Annotated in this window: 13 protein-coding genes; 3 read left to right on the top strand and 10 right to left on the bottom strand. The window is 74.4% G+C overall.

The features are described from left to right. Nucleotides 1-146: 146 nt before the first annotated feature. Nucleotides 147-902 (top strand): SIS domain-containing protein, encoded by a 756-nt coding sequence (locus OHA81_RS17995; protein ID WP_329197207.1) that lies wholly within the window; start codon nucleotides 147-149, stop codon nucleotides 900-902. Between the two features lie 87 nt (nucleotides 903-989). Here OHA81_RS17995 and OHA81_RS17990 read toward each other — a convergent pair whose 3' ends face one another. Both OHA81_RS17990 and pdxH read right to left on the bottom strand, forming a co-directional pair. Further along, a complete protein-coding gene (locus OHA81_RS17990) occupies nucleotides 990-2,369 on the bottom strand; it encodes a PAS domain-containing protein (RefSeq protein WP_329197205.1) in 1,380 nt (459 codons plus the stop codon). Nucleotides 2,370-2,847: 478 nt separating this feature from the next. Next, complete coding sequence (gene pdxH, locus OHA81_RS17985; RefSeq protein WP_329197203.1) at nucleotides 2,848-3,510, bottom strand: pyridoxamine 5'-phosphate oxidase; 663 nt, start codon at nucleotides 3,508-3,510, stop codon at nucleotides 2,848-2,850. Nucleotides 3,511-3,710: 200 nt separating this feature from the next. Here pdxH and OHA81_RS17980 point away from each other — a divergent pair, with 200 nt between their 5' ends. After that, nucleotides 3,711-4,817 carry a citrate synthase 2 gene (locus tag OHA81_RS17980; protein ID WP_190182847.1) on the top strand — a complete coding sequence of 369 codons (1,107 nt, stop codon included), beginning with the start codon at nucleotides 3,711-3,713 and terminating at the stop codon, nucleotides 4,815-4,817. An 87-nt stretch (nucleotides 4,818-4,904) separates the two neighbouring features. Here OHA81_RS17980 and OHA81_RS17975 read toward each other — a convergent pair whose 3' ends face one another. From OHA81_RS17975 to OHA81_RS17945, 7 genes are all read right to left on the bottom strand, one after another. Continuing rightward, nucleotides 4,905-5,516 (bottom strand): TetR/AcrR family transcriptional regulator, encoded by a 612-nt coding sequence (locus OHA81_RS17975; protein ID WP_329197198.1) that lies wholly within the window; start codon nucleotides 5,514-5,516, stop codon nucleotides 4,905-4,907. Then, nucleotides 5,504-6,241: an enoyl-CoA hydratase family protein gene (locus OHA81_RS17970; RefSeq protein ID WP_329197197.1), complete on the bottom strand. Its 738-nt coding sequence runs from the start codon at nucleotides 6,239-6,241 to the stop codon at nucleotides 5,504-5,506. Before OHA81_RS17970 ends, OHA81_RS17975 begins: the two co-directional genes overlap by 13 nt. A gap of 242 nt (nucleotides 6,242-6,483) precedes the next feature. Continuing rightward, nucleotides 6,484-7,647, bottom strand: a complete 1,164-nt coding sequence (locus tag OHA81_RS17965) for an acyl-CoA dehydrogenase family protein (protein WP_329197195.1) — start codon at nucleotides 7,645-7,647, stop codon at nucleotides 6,484-6,486. After that, a complete protein-coding gene (locus OHA81_RS17960; RefSeq protein ID WP_329197192.1) occupies nucleotides 7,644-9,602 on the bottom strand; it encodes an ATP-binding protein in 1,959 nt (652 codons plus the stop codon). Before OHA81_RS17960 ends, OHA81_RS17965 begins: the two co-directional genes overlap by 4 nt. An 8-nt stretch (nucleotides 9,603-9,610) precedes the next feature. Next, the gene (locus OHA81_RS17955; RefSeq protein ID WP_329197190.1) at nucleotides 9,611-11,209 is read right to left on the bottom strand and encodes an acyl-CoA carboxylase subunit beta; all 1,599 of its coding nucleotides are present in this window, start codon (nucleotides 11,207-11,209) and stop codon (nucleotides 9,611-9,613) included. After that, nucleotides 11,206-12,882 carry an acyclic terpene utilization AtuA family protein gene (locus tag OHA81_RS17950; RefSeq protein ID WP_443056775.1) on the bottom strand — a complete coding sequence of 559 codons (1,677 nt, stop codon included), beginning with the start codon at nucleotides 12,880-12,882 and terminating at the stop codon, nucleotides 11,206-11,208. Before OHA81_RS17950 ends, OHA81_RS17955 begins: the two co-directional genes overlap by 4 nt. A gap of 71 nt (nucleotides 12,883-12,953) precedes the next feature. Beyond that, the gene (locus OHA81_RS17945; protein WP_329197187.1) at nucleotides 12,954-13,787 is read right to left on the bottom strand and encodes a TIGR03084 family metal-binding protein; all 834 of its coding nucleotides are present in this window, start codon (nucleotides 13,785-13,787) and stop codon (nucleotides 12,954-12,956) included. A 504-nt stretch (nucleotides 13,788-14,291) separates the two neighbouring features. Between OHA81_RS17945 and OHA81_RS17940 the strand changes: the two genes are divergently transcribed. Further along, nucleotides 14,292-15,914 carry an alpha/beta fold hydrolase gene (locus OHA81_RS17940; protein ID WP_329197186.1) on the top strand — a complete coding sequence of 541 codons (1,623 nt, stop codon included), beginning with the start codon at nucleotides 14,292-14,294 and terminating at the stop codon, nucleotides 15,912-15,914. A gap of 99 nt (nucleotides 15,915-16,013) precedes the next feature. Here OHA81_RS17940 and OHA81_RS17935 read toward each other — a convergent pair whose 3' ends face one another. Next, nucleotides 16,014-16,970 carry an EamA family transporter gene (locus OHA81_RS17935; RefSeq protein ID WP_329197184.1) on the bottom strand — a complete coding sequence of 319 codons (957 nt, stop codon included), beginning with the start codon at nucleotides 16,968-16,970 and terminating at the stop codon, nucleotides 16,014-16,016. Between the last annotated feature and the right edge of the window lie 8 nt (nucleotides 16,971-16,978).

Genomic DNA, 16,978 nt, shown 5'->3' with positions numbered 1-16,978 from the left:
CCCTCCCACGCCCACGGGCTCCGCGCCCCCCGGATTGACGTTCGTATTGACACGCCCTTGGTCCAGACCGCACGGTGAGCGGCGGACACCGCGGCGGACACCGGCGCAACCCACCCGCACCCCACCCCTGGAAGGGCCTTCGGCGTATGAGCGAGAGCAAGCTGGCCGGGCAGTTCTTCGACGCCGCCATCGGCCTGCTGGAGCGGGTGCGGGACGAGGAAGCCGGGCCGATCGGCGCGGCGGGGGCGGCCATCGCCGACGCCGTCGCCGGCGGCAAGCGGCTCTTCGCCTTCGGCGCCGGGCACTCCTCGCTGCCCGCCCAGGACGTGGTCTACCGGGCCGGCGGGCTGGCCCTGATGAACTTCCTCGCCGTGCCCGGCACCGCGGGCATCGACGTCATGCCGGCCACCCTCGGAAGCGCCCTGGAGCGCGTCGACGGCCTCGCCGCGGCCGTTCTGGACAGCAGCCCGGCCGCCGAGGGCGACGTCCTCGTGATCATTTCCCTTTCGGGGCGCAACGCCCTGCCGGTCGAGATGGCCGTGAACGCCCGCGCCATCGGCCTCACGGTGATCGGCGTGACCTCCGTGGCGTACGCGACCGGGACCCGGTCGCGGCACGCGTCGGGCACCTTCCTCAAGGACCACTGCGACATCGTCCTCGACAGCAAGATCGCGGTCGGCGACGCCGAGCTGAGCCTCGACGGCATCGACGCGCCCTTCGCACCCGCCTCCACCGTCGTGACCTGCGCGATCATGCAGGCCGTGATGGCGGCGGCGGCCGGCGAACTGGCCACGCGCGGGCTGCAGCCGCCGCTGCTGCGCTCGGGCAACGTCGACGGCGGCCACGAGTGGAACGGCCGCGTCATGCAGGAGTACGGCGACCGGATCTTCTTCCGCCACTGAGGGCTGTCCGTGCGGCGCGGGCCGCCGAGGTCCGCGGGGGACGGCCCGGCCGGACGGGCGAAGGCCCCGGCCGGCGCCGCCCCCGGCTCAGAGGTCCGCCGGGCGGCCCGTCGTGTGGCGGGCCAGGTCCAGGTCCGCCGCGACCCGGGCCGCCACCTCCTCCGCGTACAGGGCGTCCGCGCGCTCGAACGCCGGGCGCGAGGCGCCCCGCAGGAACGTCAGCGCGCCCAGGGTCCGGCCCCGGCTGCGCAGCACCGTGCACAGGGCGTGCGCCGCGTCCGGGGGCCAGTGCCGGGCCCGCGCCCACGCCTCGGGCGGCTCCCCCGCCGGGACGCTGGCCCGCACCGGGCCGATCCGGTCCAGGGCCTGCAAGGCCGGGTGCATGCCCGCGTACCGGACCGGGATCGCGCCCGGCTCCGGCAGCAGCAGGGTCTGCCCCGACGGCGACACCGCCGAGCGGACGAGCCGTCTGCGGCGTCCGGGCACGGCCGGGTCGGTGCGCGGGTCCGCCGGGCCGTCGAGGACGTCGGGAACGTCCAGGACGTCCACCAGCGCGTGCTCCGCGAAACCGGCCAGGGCGAAGTCCAGCCGTACGGCGGCTGCCTCCGCCGGGTCCTCGCACTCGGCGGCGGCCCGCCCCGCCCGGTAGAGCTGGTTGGACCGGAACCGCAGCTGCCCGGTGTCCAGCTCGGCCTGCCTGGCCTCGGTGACGTCCTGGAACAGCCAGCCGACCCCGAGCGGCACCGGCAGCTCCGCCAGCGGCGAGGCCAGCCGCAGGAACCCCGAGCGCCAGCACCGCCTCCGCACCCCTTCCGGCGTACGGACCGAGACCCACAGCTCCAGCGGCGCGGGCGGGACCCCCTCCGCCAGCACGTGCTGGAGCGCGCCCTCCAGTTCCTCCACGCCCTGCGCCAGCAGCTCCCCGAGCGGTCGCCCCAGCAGGGCGGTGCGCCCGGACCCGAAGGCGCGGGCGGCGTGCAGGTTCACCACGGCCGGGCGTAAGTCGACGTCGACCAGGACGACCCCCCAGGAGGCGTCCTCCAGCAGCGCCTCGCTCAGGGCGATGGACCGCTCCAGGTCGATCTGCGCGTGCACCTCGCTGAACGCGCAGTAGACGCCGGCGGGCTTGCCGTCCGCGCCAGGCACCCCGGCGGACTGGGTCCGTACGAGGACCCGGCCGCCGTCCTTGGTCAGCAGCGCGAACTCGTGCACGTGCCGGCCGGGCGAGTCCTGGGCGGACATCAGCCGGTCCTCCACGTCGTGCGCGTCGGCCGCGCGCACCGCCCAGCCGGCGAACCCGCGCCGGCCGACGGCCTCGGCGGCGGTCCAGCCGAGGATCCGCTCGGCTTCGCGGTTCCAGTGGGTGATCACGCCGTCGGCGTCGAACGCGCACAGGGCGGCGTCCATCCCGTCCAGCAGCGCTGCGAGCAGATCGTCGGCGGTCTCGTTACGTCCGGAAACACTCACCTGGCACCCCCTGCAGGTGTTCGCGTATGCGGCACGTCAGATCATTGAACTGAAACGTGACGCAGCCCACACCCCCTTCCCCGAATCGTCCCGTTTTTTCCCCTCCGGCCGCCCGGGCGAAGTCGGGGCCGTAAATGCCTTGAGCGACTCGGGACGGGCTCGTAGGCTCTGCCGTACACGAGAAGGGAGGTGGTTCCCGAAATGTACGGAAACCGGACGCGTGAGGTGGCTGCGGGCTAAAGCGCCCGTCGTCGCACGCACCCAGTGCGGTGCCCGGCGGGAACGCCAGGCGCCAATCCCAAGCAGTCACCCGACCCGCGGGCTCGCCGGTACGTCCGGCCGGCTCCTCTCACTGCAGGAGAGGATCCCGAGCCCGCGGGTCGTCTGCATTTCCGGGGCTCCCCGCGCGCCCTGCGCTCTCCGGGCCTCCCGGACTCCCCGGATGTCCGGCCTCCCGGCCGTCCCTCCTGCGGGACCGCTACGGGCAGAGCCGCTCGACCCGCCACTGCCCGCCCTCGCGGACGTAGCGCAGCCGGTCGTGCAGCCGGTTCTCGTGGCCCTGCCAGAACTCCACCGCCTCGGGCACCACCCGCAGGCCTCCCCACTCCGGCGGCACCGGCACCTGCTCGCCCTCCGGGTAGCGCTCCGCCAGCTCCGCGTAGCGCCGGTCCAGCTCCGCCCGGGAGCCGATCACCTGGGACTGCGCACTCGCCCAGGCCCCCAGCTGCGAGCCGTGCGGGCGCGAACGGAAGTACGCGGCGGTCTCGTCGCGGCCGATCCGGGCGGCCGTACCCGTCACGATGACCTGGCGGGCGATCGGGTGCCAGGGGAACAGCAGCGACACGTACGGGTTCTCGGCGATCTCGACCCCCTTGCGGGAGGCGTAGTTGGTGAAGAAGACGAAGCCCCGCTCGTCGAACTGCTTGAGCAGCACCGTGCGGGAGCTGGGCCGCCCGTCGGCGGTCGCGGTCGAGACGACCATCGCGTTGGGTTCGAAGAGGTGCGACGCGGCGGTCTGCCGGAACCACAGCGCGAACTGCTGCATCGGGTCCCCGGCGAGGCTCTCCTCGTCGACGATCTCGGAGCGATAGTGCTTGCGCATGGTGGCGGGATCAAGGTCCTGGTGGGTCACGCGGGCCATCCTGCCGCAGTGCGACCGCCAGGGGTGTGCCGTATGTCACGCTTCCGCAGGCCATGCGGAACGGACAAAATCTTGGGGCCGGTCCGAGGGTCCCCGCACGGATGACCATCGGCCGTGCCGGGCATCAACGGGGATGACCGCGCCGGACCGCGAATCACGCCGGGAGCCGCGCGTGTTCGCACTATCTGAGGAGCCGCCTGATGTCCGACTTCGTACCCGGGCTCGAAGGGGTCGTCGCGTTCGAGACGGAGATCGCCGAGCCCGACAAGGAGGGCGGGTCCCTCCGCTACCGGGGGGTGGACATCGAAGACCTGGTCGGCCACGTCTCCTTCGGGAACGTGTGGGGCCTGCTGGTCGACGGTGCCTTCAACCCCGGTCTGCCGGCCGCCGAGCCCTTCCCGATCCCGGTGCACTCCGGTGACATCCGGGTCGACGTGCAGTCCGCGCTGGCGATGCTGGCCCCCGTGTGGGGTCTGAAACCGCTCCTCGACATCGACGAGCGGACGGCGCGGGACGACCTGGCGCGGGCGGCCGTGATGGCGCTGTCCTACGTCGCCCAGTCGGCCCGCGGCCAGGGACTGCCGATGGTGCCGCAGAAGGAGATCGACAAGGCCGAGTCCGTCGTCGAGCGGTTCATGATCCGCTGGCGGGGCGAGCCGGACCCCCGGCACGTCAAGGCCGTCGACGCGTACTGGACCTCCGCCGCCGAGCACGGCATGAACGCCTCCACCTTCACCGCTCGGGTGATCGCCTCCACCGGCGCCGACGTGGCGGCGGCGCTCTCGGGCGCCGTCGGGGCGATGTCCGGGCCGCTGCACGGCGGGGCGCCGTCCCGGGTCCTCGGCATGATCGAGGAGATCGAGCGCACCGGCGACGCCGTGGCCTACGTGAAGAAGGCCCTGGACAAGGGCGAGCGGCTGATGGGCTTCGGACACCGGGTCTACCGGGCCGAGGACCCGCGTGCCCGCGTGCTGCGGCGCACCGCCAAGGAGTTGGACGCGCCGCGCTACGAGGTCGCCGCCGCGCTGGAGAAGGCGGCGCTGGAGGAACTGCACGCGCGCCGTCCCGACCGGGTGCTCGCGACGAACGTGGAGTTCTGGGCGGCGATCATGCTGGACTTCGCGGAGGTCCCGGCGCACATGTTCACCTCGATGTTCACCTGCGCCCGCACGGCGGGCTGGTCGGCGCACATCCTGGAGCAGAAGCGCACGGGCCGCCTGGTCCGCCCGTCGGCCCGCTACATCGGCCCGAGCCGGCGGGACCCGCGCGACATCCAGGGGTACGCGGACATCGCCGAGACGGCCTGATCCGCCGCCCGCTGCGCCGGGGCGCCGCACCCCGGACGGGGGGCGGCGCCCGCGGTGTGCGCAGGGTGCCCGGGGTCGTCCGGGTGCTCAGGCTCCGAGCGCGGCGTCCAGGATGCGGGCCCATTGGGTGACGACGCGGGCCCGGCGGGCCGTGTCGTCGGACAGGACGTTGGCCAGGCCCAGGCCGCGGGCCATGTCGAGGAGGCCCTGCACGGTCTCCCGCACGCCCGGCACCGACTCGTCCGCGCCGAGCAGTTCGACGGCGATGCGGTGGGTCTCGCGGCCCACACGGGCTTCGAGCCCACTGACGTGCGGGCGCAGCTGCTCCTCGTTGGAGGCGGCGACCCACAGCTGGAGGGCGGCCCGGAAGAGGGTTCCGGTGTACAGGTCGACCAGGGCCTCGACCACGGCCGCGCGCGGGGCCGGGCCCGCGTGGAACAGCTCGCGCAGGGCGGTGGAGCGTTCCTCGGCGACGTGCTCCACGGCGGCCGTGAACAGCTTCTCGCGGGTCGGGAAGTGGTGCTGGGCCGCGCCGCGCGAGACCCCGGCCCGTTCGGCGACGACGGCGACGGTGGAACCGGCCCAGCCGTGTTCGGCCAGGCAGGAGACGGCGGCCTCCAGGAGGTGGCGGCGGGTCACGCGGCTGCGGGCCTGCTTGGGTCCGGCGGTCGTCGTCCCGGCGCCGGTCACCGTGCCCATGACGGGTCCCGGCGCTCGAAGCGGGCGGTGATGCCCTCGCGGGCCTCTTCGGAGGCGAAGTGGCGGGCCGACAGCTCGGTCAGGGCGGCGCCGTCCCCGGCGAGCGCGGCCCGGACCGGCGCGGTCAGCAGCCGTTTCGTCGCGGCGAGGGCCTGGGGGCCGGCTTTGCGCAGGCCCGCGAGGACGGGGGCGAGCACCTCGTCGACGTCCTCGCCGTGCAGGGTGAGCAGGCCGATCCGGGCTGCCTCCGCGGCGCCGAAGGCCTCGGCGGTCAGGAAGTACCGGGCCGCCGCGCGGGGGTCCAGGCGGGGCAGCAGCGGTGCGGAGATGACGGCCGGTACGACGCCCAGGTGGGTCTCGGTGAAGGCGTACGTGGACTGCGGCCCGGCGGCGGCGATGTCGCAGGCGCCGAGCAGCCCGAGGCCGCCGGCCCGTACGTGTCCGGTGACGCGGGCCACGACGGGCGTGGGGAGCTCCGCGATCTCCCGCAGCAGGGCCAGGAAGTCGGCCGGGGCGCAGGGGGACTTGAGATCGGCGCCGGAGCAGAAGGTGGTGCCGGTGTGGGTGAGCACGACGGCCCGGGCCGCCGGATCCGCACCGGCCCCGGCGAGGGCCGCGCGCAGCTCGCCGACGAGGGCTGCGGAGAGTGCGTTGCGGTTGGCCGGGGAGTCGAGGGTCAGCGTGGTGATGCCGGCCGCCTGGGCGGCGTGCACGAGTGGGGCCATGTCTCCTCCGGAGCTCTGCGCAGGTCGGGGAACCTCCCCGGTGGGGAGGGTATGCGCCCCGGGTCCGCCCGGCCGAAGCCCCCCTGCGGGGCGGCACCCCCGGCGGGTGGTCGGGCGCGGCCTCGGCGGGCGGGTCGGCCTGCCCGGCCGAGGCCCCGCCCGGGCCCCGTCCGGGGCGAGGCCCGGTCCGGCCCTGTCCGGGGCGAGGCCCTGTCCGGGGTCAGGCCCGGTCCGGACGGGCGCTAGTAGGACTTGGGGAGGCCCAGGGTCTGGTGGGAGACGAAGTTGAGGATCATCTCCCGGCTGACCGGGGCGATGCGGGCCACGCGGGACGCGGTGATGAGGGAGGCCAGGCCGTACTCGCGGGTGAGGCCGTTGCCGCCGAGGGTGTGGACCGACTGGTCCACCGCCCGGACGCAGGCCTCGGCGGCGGCGTACTTGGCCATGTTGGCGGCCTCGCCCGCGCCCATGTCGTCGCCCGCGTCGTACAGCAGCGCGGCCTTGCGCATCATCAGGCGGGCCAGTTCCAGTTCGATGTGGGACTGGGCCAGCGGGTGGGCGATGGCCTGGTGGGCGCCGACGGGCTCCTTCCACACCTGGCGGGTCTTCGCGTAGTCCACGGCCTTGGCCAGCGCGTACCGGCCCATGCCGAGGGCGAAGGCGGCGGTCATGATCCGCTCGGGGTTGAGCCCGGCGAACAGCTGGAGCAGCCCGGCGTCCTCCTCGCCGACCAGCGCGTCGGCGGGCAGCCGGACCTCGTCCAGAACCAGCTCGAACTGCTTCTCCGCTGCCTGGAGTTCCATGTCGATGACCGAGCGGGAGAACCCGGGCGCATCACGCGGCACGATGAACAGGCAGGGCTTGAGCCGCCCCGACGCGGCGTCCTCGGTGCGGCCGACGATCAAGGTGGCGTCCGCGATGTCCACGCCCGAGATGAACACCTTCCGCCCGCTCAGCACCCATGAGTCACCGTCCCGCCGGGCGGTGGTGGTGATGCGGTGCGAGTTGGACCCGGCGTCGGGTTCGGTGATGCCGAAGGCCATCGTGCGACTGCCGTCGGCCAGGCCGGGCAGCCACGCCCGCTTCTGCGCCTCGGTGCCGAAGCGGGAGATCACGGTGCCGCAGATGGCGGGCGAGACGACCATCATCAGCAGCGGACATCCGGCGGCGCCCAGCTCTTCGAGGACGATCGAGAGTTCGGTGATGCCACCGCCCCCGCCGCCGTACTCCTCGGGCAGGTTGACGCCGAGGTAGCCGAGCTTCGCGGCATCGGCCCACAGCTCCTCGGGGTGACGGCCTTCGCGGGCCGTGCGGGCGAGGTACTCGCGGCCGTAGCGCTGCCCGAGGGCGGCGACGGCCGCGCGCAGTGCCTGGTGCTCTTCGGATTCCACAACGGAGTTGCTCATGCGGGCGTTTCCTCCTGGACTACGGCGAGCAGGGCGCCGAATTCGACCTGGTGGCCGGTTGCGGCGTGGAGCGCGGTGAGCGTGCCGGAGGCGGGCGCGACGATGCGGTGTTCCATCTTCATCGCCTCCAGCCAGAGCAGGGGCTGTCCGGCGGTGACGGCGCAGCCGGGGGCGAGGCCCTCGGCGACGCGCACGACGGTGCCGGGCATCGGAGCGAGCAGGGAGCCGGGTTCGGTGCGGTCCTCGGGGTCCGCGAACCGGGGCAGCCGGGTCAGGGTGTGGGCACCCGGCGCGCAGTCCACGTAGACCTCCGCCGGGCCGACACCCCCCTTGTTCGATTTGTGTTTCACGTGGAACACCCGCCGGACGCCGTCCACTTCGAGGGTGACCAGTCCCGGCTCAGCGGCCAGGACCCGGACACCGGGGTGGTCGACGGGCTGCGGGGGCCCGCTGCGCGCCGGGTGGTAGGCAACCTCGTATTCGGCGCCGGCCACGGCGTAGCGCCGTACCTGCGGCTGCGAGCGCAGGTTGCGCCAGCCGCCCAGCCGGGTCGCGAGCCCGGCCTCCGGTCCCGGCGCGGCGTCGGAGAGGGCCGCGGCGAGCGCGGCCAGGGACGCGGCCCGCTCCGCGTCCGGGGCGGGTTCGGTGAGCGCGGCGAGGTGGCGCTCGTAGAACCCGGTGTCGAGCTGCCCGGCGGTGAACTCCGGGTGCCGCAGGGACCGTACGAGGAGGTCCCGGTTGGTCGTCACGCCGTGGATCCGCGCTCCGGCGAGGGCATGGGCGAGACGGCGGACGGCCTCGGCCCGGGTCGGGGCGTGGGCGACGACCTTGGCCAGCATCGGGTCGTAGTGCACGCCGACGCCGTCCCCGTCCGCGAAGCCGGTGTCCACGCGCACCGCGCCGGGCACGGCGAGGGTGTGGAGCACCCCGGTCTGCGGGCGCCAGTCCCGGGCGGGATCCTCCGCGTACAGGCGGGCCACGACCGCGTGCCCGGCGGGCTCGGGGGGCGCCGGCGGCAGCGCCGCACCCTCGGCGATCCGCAGCTGGAGGGCGACGAGGTCGAGGCCGAAGACGGCTTCGGTGACGGGGTGTTCCACCTGGAGGCGGGTGTTCATCTCCAGGAAGTACGGGCGGCCGTCGGCGGTCACGAGGAACTCGACGGTACCGGCGCCCTCGTAGGAGACGGCCCGGGCGGCGGCCACGGCGGCCTGGTGGAGGCGCTCGCGCAACGGTCCCGGCAGGCCGGGTGCGGGGGCCTCCTCGATCACCTTCTGGTGGCGCCGCTGGAGCGAGCAGTCGCGGGTGCCGAGCGCCCAGACGGTGCCGTGGGCGTCGGCCAGTACCTGCACCTCCACGTGGCGGCCCCGTTCGACGTACGGCTCGGCGAACACCTCGTCGTCGCCGAAGGCGGAGCGGGCCTCCGCCCGGGCGGCCTCCAGCTCCTCCTTGAGGCGGTCGAGGTCCCGTACGACGCGCATCCCGCGGCCGCCGCCGCCCGCCGCGGCCTTGAGCAGCAGGGGCAGGTCGGCGGCGGTGACCCCGGCCGGGTCGACGGGGTCCAGGAGCGGCACGCCGGCCGCGCGCACGAGCTCCTTGGCCCGGGTCTTGGAGGCCATGGCCTCGATGGCCTCGGGCGGCGGGCCGATCCAGGTCAGCCCGGCCTCGCGCACGGCACGCGCGAAGCCGGCGTTCTCGGAGAGGAACCCGTAGCCGGGGTGCACGGCGTCGGCTCCCGCCGCGAGGGCGGCCCCCACGAGCAGGTCGGCGCGCAGGTAGGTGTCGGCGGGCGCGGTGCCGGGCAGCCGTACGGCCGCGTCGGCGCGGCGCACGTGCAGGGCGTCGGCGTCGGCATCGGAGTGCACGGCGACGGTGGCCAGGCCCAGGTCACGGGCGGTCCGGAAGATCCGTACGGCGATCTCGCCGCGGTTGGCGACGAGCAGCGAGGTGATGGTCATCTGCGGGCTCACATCCGGAAGACGCCGAAGCCGCCACGGGCGCCCTCGACGGGGGCGTTGTGGACGGCCGACAGGCACAGGCCGAGGACGGTACGGGTGTCGCGCGGGTCGATGACCCCGTCGTCGTACAGCCGCCCGGACAGGAACATCGGCAGGGACTCCGACTCGATCTGCGCCTCCACGTAGGCGCGCATCCCGGCGTCGGCCTCCTCGTCGTAGGGCCGGCCCTTCGCGGCGGCGGACTGCCGGGCGACGATCGACAGCACACCGGCCAGCTGCGCGGGCCCCATGACGGCGGACTTGGCGCTGGGCCAGGCGAAGAGGAACCGCGGCTCGTAGGCCCGGCCGCACATGCCGTAGTGGCCGGCGCCGTAGCTGGCTCCGATGAGGACGGACAGGTGCGGGACGCGGGAGTTGGAGACGGCGTTGATCATCATCGAGCCGTGCTTGACGATGCCGCCCTGTTCGTACTCCTTGCCGACCATGTAGCCGGTGGTGTTGTGGAGGAACAGCAGCGGGATGTCACGCTGGTTGGCGAGCTGGATGAACTGGGCGGCCTTCTGCGACTCGGCGCTGAACAGCACGCCTTGGGCGTTGGCGAGGATGCCGACGGGATGGCCGTGCAGGCCGGCCCAGCCGGTGACCAGGCTGGTGCCGTAGAGGGGCTTGAACTCGTCGAAGTCGGAGGCGTCGACGATCCTGGCGATGACCTCGCGCGGGTCGAAGGGCGTCCTCAGGTCCTCGGGGACGATGCCGAGGAGTTCCTCGGGGTCGTACAGCGGCTCGGGTGCGGCCGGCGGATCCTGGTACGGCTTGCGGTGGTTGAGCCGGGCGACGATCCGGCGGGCCTGGCGGATGGCGTCGTACTCGTCGAGGGCGTAGTGGTCGGCGAGACCGGAGGTCCGCGCGTGCATGTCGGCCCCGCCGAGGGACTCGTCGTCGCTCTCCTCGCCGGTCGCCATCTTGACCAGGGGCGGACCGCCGAGGAACACCTTCGAACGGTCCTTGATCATGACGGTGTGGTCGGACATCCCGGGGATGTACGCGCCTCCGGCGGTGGAGTTGCCGAAGACGACGGCGACCGTGGGGATGCCGTCGGCCGACAGCCGGGTGATGTCCCGGAAGACGGCGCCGCCCGGGATGAAGATCTCCTTCTGCGAGGGCAGGTCCGCGCCGCCGGACTCCACGAGGCTGACGCAGGGCAGCCGGTTCTGCCGGGCGATCTCGTGGGCCCGCAGGGCCTTCTTGAGGGTCCAGGGGTTGCTGGCGCCGCCGCGGACGGTGGGGTCGTTGGCGGTGATCAGGCACTCGACGCCCTCGACGGTGCCGATGCCGGTGATCATCGAGGCTCCCACCGGGTAGTCGCTGCCCCACGCGGCGAGCGGGGACAGTTCGAGGAACGGCGTGTCGGGGTCCAGCAGCAGCTCGACGCGTTGGCGGGCCAGGAGCTTGCCGCGGCCGAGGTGGCGGGCGGTGTACTTCTCGCCGCCCCCGCGCAAGGCGCCCTCGTGCTGCGCGTCCAGTTCGGCGAGGCGCTCCAGGGCGGCGGCGCGGGCCGCGGTGTGCTCGGGCGCGTTCGGGTCGACGGTCGTGGTCAGGCGGGTCATGAGCCGGTCCCCTCCGGGGCGGACAACAGGTGGTCCGGGATGTCGAGGTGGCGGGCGCGCAGCCATTCGCCGAGCGCCTTGCCCTGGGGGTCGAAGCGGTGGGCGGAGGCGACGCCGTCGCCGAGGATGCCGGTGACGGTGAAGTTGAGGGCGCGCAGGTGGGGCAGGACGTGCCGGGTGACGGGCAGGGCCGCGGTCTCCGGCAGCAGCTCCCGCAGCAGCTCGGTGGTCAGCGTGCGCCGCAGCCACGCCCAGGCGTCGTCGCTCTCGACCCAGACGCCGATGTTGGCGTCCCCGCCCTTGTCGCCGCTCCGCGCCCCGGCCAGCCGCCCGAGCGGCGCCCTGGTGACCCCCGCGTCCCCGGCCCCGGGCGCAGGCCCGGGCGGTTGCGACGGCGGCTCCGACGGCGGCTCCGGTGGCGGCTCCGGTGGGGTCTGCGGTGCGGCGCTCACCGGCGCGGCCGGGATGCGGAGGCGGGTGCCGTCCGGGAGGACCGCCGTGTGCGGGACCTCGGCGGCCGGGACGGACTCCGCGGTGAAGACCCCGTACGGCTGCGCCGGGCCCGGCGGGGCCGTGACGTGGAAGCCCGGGTAACTCGCCAGCGCCAGCTCGATCGCCGCCGAGGTCAGCGACCGTCCCACCCGGTCCGGGGACGGGTCCCGCACCACCAGGCGCAGCAGTGCGCTCGCCGTCTCCTGCGTCGGCGCGTCCTCGTGGTCCGTGCGGGACAGCGTCCAGTCCACGACGGCCACCTCCCGCAGCGCGTCCGCGAGTTGCTCCCGGACCAGCCCGGCCTTCTCCTCGATGTCCAGGCCGGTCAGCACGAACACCACCTCGTTGCGCCAGCCCCCCACCCGGGTCACCCCCACCTTGAGGGTGTCCGGCGGCGGTTCCCCCACGACCCCCGAGATCCGCACCCGGTCCGGCCCGGCCGGCGCCAGCCGGACCGTGTCCAGGCGGGCCGTCACGTCGGGGCCGGGGTACCGCGCGCCGTGGGTCTCGTAGAGGAGCTGCGCGGTGACCGTGCCGGGAGTGACGGCCCCGCCGGTCCCCGGGTGCTTCGTGATCACCGACGAGCCGTCCTCGCAGACCTCCGCGAGCGGGAACCCGGGGCGGCCCACGTCGTGCCGCGTGAAGAAGGCGTAGTTGCCACCGGTGGCCTGCGTCCCGCACTCCAGGACGTGTCCCGCCACCACCGCCCCCGCCAGCCGGTCGAAGTCGTCCGGCGCCCAGTCGAACCACCAGGCGGCAGGCCCGCTGACCAGCGCGGCGTCCGTGACCCGGCCGGTGACGACCACGTCCGCGCCCGCCCGCAGGCAGGCCGCGATCCCCGCGCCGCCGAGGTAGGCGTTGGCCGTGAGCGCATCACCGCGCGCGGACGCGTACGGCGTCAGGTCGTCACCCTCCACGTGCGCCACCGCCACGGGGACGCCCGTCTTCGCGGCCAGCTCGCGGATCGCGGCCGCGAGTCCGGCCGGGTTGAGGCCGCCCGCGTTGGTGACGATCCGTACGCCCCGCTCGTGCGCGAGGCCCAGGCTCTCCTCCAGCTGGCGCAGGAAGGTCTTCGCGTAGCCGAGTTCCCGGTCCTTCAAGCGGTCGCGGCCGAGGATCAGCATGGTCAGCTCGGCCAGGTAGTCCCCGGTCAGGACGTCCAGCGGGCCGCCCGTCAGCATGTCGCGCACCGCGTCGAAACGGTCCCCGTAGAAGCCGGAGGCGTTGCCGATGCGCAGCGGCCGCCGCCCGGTCACCGGTCGTCCCGCCCGCCGGCCGAAGGAGCACGCCCGCCCGCCGAGGGTGCGCGGCCGGGGCCGGCCGGGCCGGCGAAGGCCTGGGCGATGTCCAGCCAGCGCGCGGCGTCGGGGCCGGTCGCCGTCAGGGCCAGGTCGGCGCGGTGGGCGCGCTGGGTGACCAGCAGGCAGAAGTCCAGCGCCGGCCCCGCGACCCGCTGCCCGGCGTCTTCGGGCCCGAACGCCCAGATGCCGGAGCCGTCCGGGGCGAGCAGTTCCACCCGGAACTCCTCGCCGGGCGCCGGAAGGCCCCGTACCGCGTACGCGTAGTCCCGCGCCCGCACCCCGATCCGTGCGACGTGCCGCAGCCTGGCCGTCGGGACCCGCCGGACGCCCAGCGCGTCGGCGACGTCCTGCCCGTGCGCCCAGGTCTCCATCAGCCGGGCGCTCGCCATCGAGGCGGCTTTCATCGGCGGCCCGTACCAGGGGAAACGGGCCCCCGGATCGGCGGCGGCGAGCGCCGCGTCGAGGGCGGCCCGCCCCTGGCGCCACCGGACCAGCAGCTCGGCGGCGCCCAGCAGGGCCCCCTCGGCGGCGCCCTCGTCCACGAAGGTGTCGGGGGCCTTCGCCGCCTCCTCGGCCATGACCGCGAAGCTCTCGGCGTCGGTGAGTGCGAGCAGCGAGGCCCGGTCGGTCCAGTGCAGGTGGGCGATCTGGTGGGCGACGGTCCACCCGGCGGCGGGTGTGGGCTCCGCCCAGCCGGCCTCGGGCAACTGGCCCACCAGCGAGTCGAGTTCGTCTCCCTCCGCGCGGAGATCGGCGAAGACGGCGACAGCGGACGGATCGGGCACGGTGCGCTCCCCTTCTCGGCGTGGGGGGAAGCCTGGCAGGGGTCGGTAAAACAATCAAGCGTGCTTGCATGATTTTGGCGATACGCCGGACGGACCCGGTCGCGTTCCCGCCACCCACGGCAACTCCCCCTGGCCGAGACCGAATCGAGGCGGTCCGGTGTCCGGCATGGGCGGCTGCAGTGGACGGCAGCCGTGGGCCGCCGGTCGGCACGGGGGCGCTTTCGGCCGTACGCCGGAAACTCGCGGAACGTCTGCGATGTCGCGCCGATACTGAATTCCCCGCCGCCCGCCGCACGGCAACCGCACCCGCACGGCCGCCCCCACCGCCCCCGCACCGCCGCACGGCATCCGCACCCGCACGGCCGCACGCCCGCCGCACCGCATCCGCTCCCGCACCCGCACGGCCGCCCGCGACACGCCCGGGGCAGGGCCCCCGCGGCGCAGCGCGGACACCCGTTCCTGTCATGGCACGTGAGGCACTCGACGCGAAGAGGACGAACCGACGTGACGTACGCGAACCCAGCCGACTCCTCCCTCTACCCCGAACTCGACGCCGCCGCCCTGGCCGCCTTCGTCGCCGCTCTGGAAACCGGCGACGTCACGGGGCTCTCCCCCGCCCGGGCCTCCGAGGTCGCCGAGGTGCGCTCGCTCGCCGTGTTCGGCCGGGGCAAGGTGGCCGGCGCCGGCGGCGCCCTGCTCGACGCCGCACTGTGGCGGCACACCGGACCACAGCCCCGCCCGGTGATCGTGATGCCCTCGCCGTGGACGGACGCCGGCTGGCTCCCGTACGCCGTCCAGGCGAGCCTGTTCGCAGCCCGCGGCTACGACGTCCTGGCCTACACCGCGCGCGGGTTCGGCGCCTCCGAGGGGCAGGTCGAGGTCGCCGGCCCGCTCGACATCGCCGACGGCAGCCGCGCCCTGGACCACCTCATCGAGCGCACCTCCGGGCCCGTCACGAAGATCGGCTTCCTCGGGGACTCGTACGGCTCCGGCATCAGCCAGCTCGTCGCCGCGCACGACACCCGCGTCGACGCGGTGGTGGCCCTGAGCACCTGGGGCGACCTGGGCGAGGCCTTCCTGGAGAACTCCACCCGCCACGTCGCCGCCGTGCAGGCCCTGCTGAACGCGGCGGCGCGGGCCCGGCTCAGCCCGCAGACGGAGGGCGTCTTCGAGAACGTGCTGACCAACCGGGACGTGGAGGGCACCCTGCGCTGGGCGGAGCCCCGCTCGCCCTTCACCCACATCAAGGAACTCAACCGGCGCCGGGTCCCCGTCCTGTTCGCGCAGGCCTGGCACGAGACGCTCTTCCCGGGCAACCAGACCCTCAAGATGTTCAACGCACTCACCGGACCCAAGCGCCTCGACTTCTCCATCGGCGACCACTCGGGCCCCGAGATGCCCGGCCTGCTCGGGCTGCCGAACCGCATATGGACCGACGCCCACCGCTGGTTCGACCACCACCTCAAGGGCATCGAGACCGGCATCGCCGCCGAGGGGCAGGTGGTCGCCGAGGTGATGTGGAGCAAGACCCTCGAAGCCAGTCCCACCTGGGACGCCCTCACCGGACGCGTCCGCCGGGTGCACCTCGCGGACGGCGGGGAACTGGCCGAGAAGCCCGAGGCGGGGTGGACCTCGACCGTCGTCTGCGGGATCGACACCCCGGCGACCGTCGCCGACCGGATCGTCCGCTCCGGGTACGCGGAGATCGCGGGACGGCCGAAGGCCTACCCGACCGGCGACATCGACCGCACCGTGGCCGCCGTCTGGGCCGCGGCGCCCGAGGAGGCCGTCCTGCGGCTGCGCGGCACGCCCCGGCTGCGGGTGACGTACCGGGCCGCGAACCCGGGCTCCGGCTTCGTCGCGTACCTCCTGGACACCGCGCCCGACGGAACGGCCCACATCATCACGCACGCCCCGTACAGCGACCTCGGCTCGGCGCCGGACAGCCTGATCAGCGCGGACATCGACCTCCAGGCAACGGCCTACGACGTCCCGCGAGGGCACCGCGTCCTGCTGGTGGTCGACGCCCGCGACCCGTTCTACTCGGACCCCAACCTGCCGCGCGCGACGCTCTCCTTCACCTCACCGGAACAGACGCCCTCGTACCTGGACCTGCCCCTGGGGTGACCGGTGACCTCACCGGGAGAGGGGCGGCCCAAGAGGGACTCCTCAGGAGGAGGCGGACGCCTCGAACGGAGGGGGGTTCCTCAGGAAGAGGGGGATTCCTCAGGAAGAGGGGCGGGCGACCTGCGACCGCACCGCGCCCATGCTCGCCGCGATCACCAGCGCGACCGCGACGGCGTCCCCGACCGACATGGCCTGGTGCAGCACCAGGAAGCCGGCGCTCGCCGCGATGGCCGGCTCCAGGCTCATCAGGATCGCGAAGGTCGGGGCGGGCAGTCGGCGCAGGGCCAGCAGCTCCAGCGTGTACGGCAGCACGGAGGACAGGACGGCCACGCCCAGGCCCAGTGCCAGGGTGCTCGGGACGATCAGGTCGGAGCCGGCCTCGACCACCCCGAGCGGCAGCGAGATGACCGCGGCGACGGCCATCGCCAGCGCCAGGCCGTCCGCCTGCGGGAAGCGCCGGCCCGTACGGGCGCTGAACACGATGTACGCCGCCCACATCCCGCCCGCCGCGACCGCGAAGGCCGCGCCCAGCGGGTCGAGACCGCCGAACCCGCCCCCGCCGTGGCCGGCGAGCAGGGCCACTCCGGCCAGGGCCAGGGCGGCCCACAGCACGTTCACCAGGCGCCTGGAGACGACCACCGACAGGGCGAGCGGGCCGAGCACCTCCAGGGTGACGGCGGGGCCGAGCGGGATGCGGTCGATGGCCTGGTAGAAGAGGCCGTTCATGCCCGCCATGGTGACGCCGAACCAGAACACGGTGACCCAGTCCGCCCGGGCGTAGCCGCGCACCTTGGGCCGGCACACCAGCAGCAGCACGAGCGCGGCCGCCGCGAGCCGCAGGGTGACCACGCCCGCGGCGCCCGTCCGCGGCATCACCATGACGGCGAGGGCGGCGCCGAACTGCACCGAGATCCCCGCCGAGACCACCAGCGCGACCGGCCCGAAGCGCGCACGGGCACGGTCGGGGCCACCGGTGGCGGACGGCGAGCGCACACCGGCGGCGGAGGACGGGGCCGAGGAGGGAGCCGAGGGGGCAGCCGAAGAGGACGGGGTCATTCCACCAG

The sequence above is a fragment of the Streptomyces sp. NBC_00667 genome (assembly GCF_036226825.1).
In the GTDB taxonomy this organism is placed as follows: domain Bacteria; phylum Actinomycetota; class Actinomycetes; order Streptomycetales; family Streptomycetaceae; genus Streptomyces.
This window is presented reverse-complemented; position numbering and strand designations above follow the sequence as displayed.

Excerpts from the sequence above, each read along its gene's own strand:
- OHA81_RS17995 (WP_329197207.1), top strand. The coding sequence starts at position 147 with ATGAGCGAGAGCAAGCTGGCCGGGCAGTTCTTCGACGCCGCCATCGGC.
- pdxH (WP_329197203.1), bottom strand. The coding sequence starts at position 3,510 with ATGGCCCGCGTGACCCACCAGGACCTTGATCCCGCCACCATGCGCAAG.
- OHA81_RS17980 (WP_190182847.1), top strand. The coding sequence starts at position 3,711 with ATGTCCGACTTCGTACCCGGGCTCGAAGGGGTCGTCGCGTTCGAGACG.
- OHA81_RS17975 (WP_329197198.1), bottom strand. The coding sequence starts at position 5,516 with ATGGGCACGGTGACCGGCGCCGGGACGACGACCGCCGGACCCAAGCAG.
- OHA81_RS17970 (WP_329197197.1), bottom strand. The coding sequence starts at position 6,241 with ATGGCCCCACTCGTGCACGCCGCCCAGGCGGCCGGCATCACCACGCTG.
- OHA81_RS17965 (WP_329197195.1), bottom strand. The coding sequence starts at position 7,647 with ATGAGCAACTCCGTTGTGGAATCCGAAGAGCACCAGGCACTGCGCGCG.
- OHA81_RS17960 (WP_329197192.1), bottom strand. The coding sequence starts at position 9,602 with ATGACCATCACCTCGCTGCTCGTCGCCAACCGCGGCGAGATCGCCGTA.
- OHA81_RS17955 (WP_329197190.1), bottom strand. The coding sequence starts at position 11,209 with ATGACCCGCCTGACCACGACCGTCGACCCGAACGCGCCCGAGCACACC.
- OHA81_RS17950 (WP_443056775.1), bottom strand. The coding sequence starts at position 12,882 with ATGCTGACGGGCGGCCCGCTGGACGTCCTGACCGGGGACTACCTGGCC.
- OHA81_RS17935 (WP_329197184.1), bottom strand. The coding sequence starts at position 16,970 with ATGACCCCGTCCTCTTCGGCTGCCCCCTCGGCTCCCTCCTCGGCCCCG.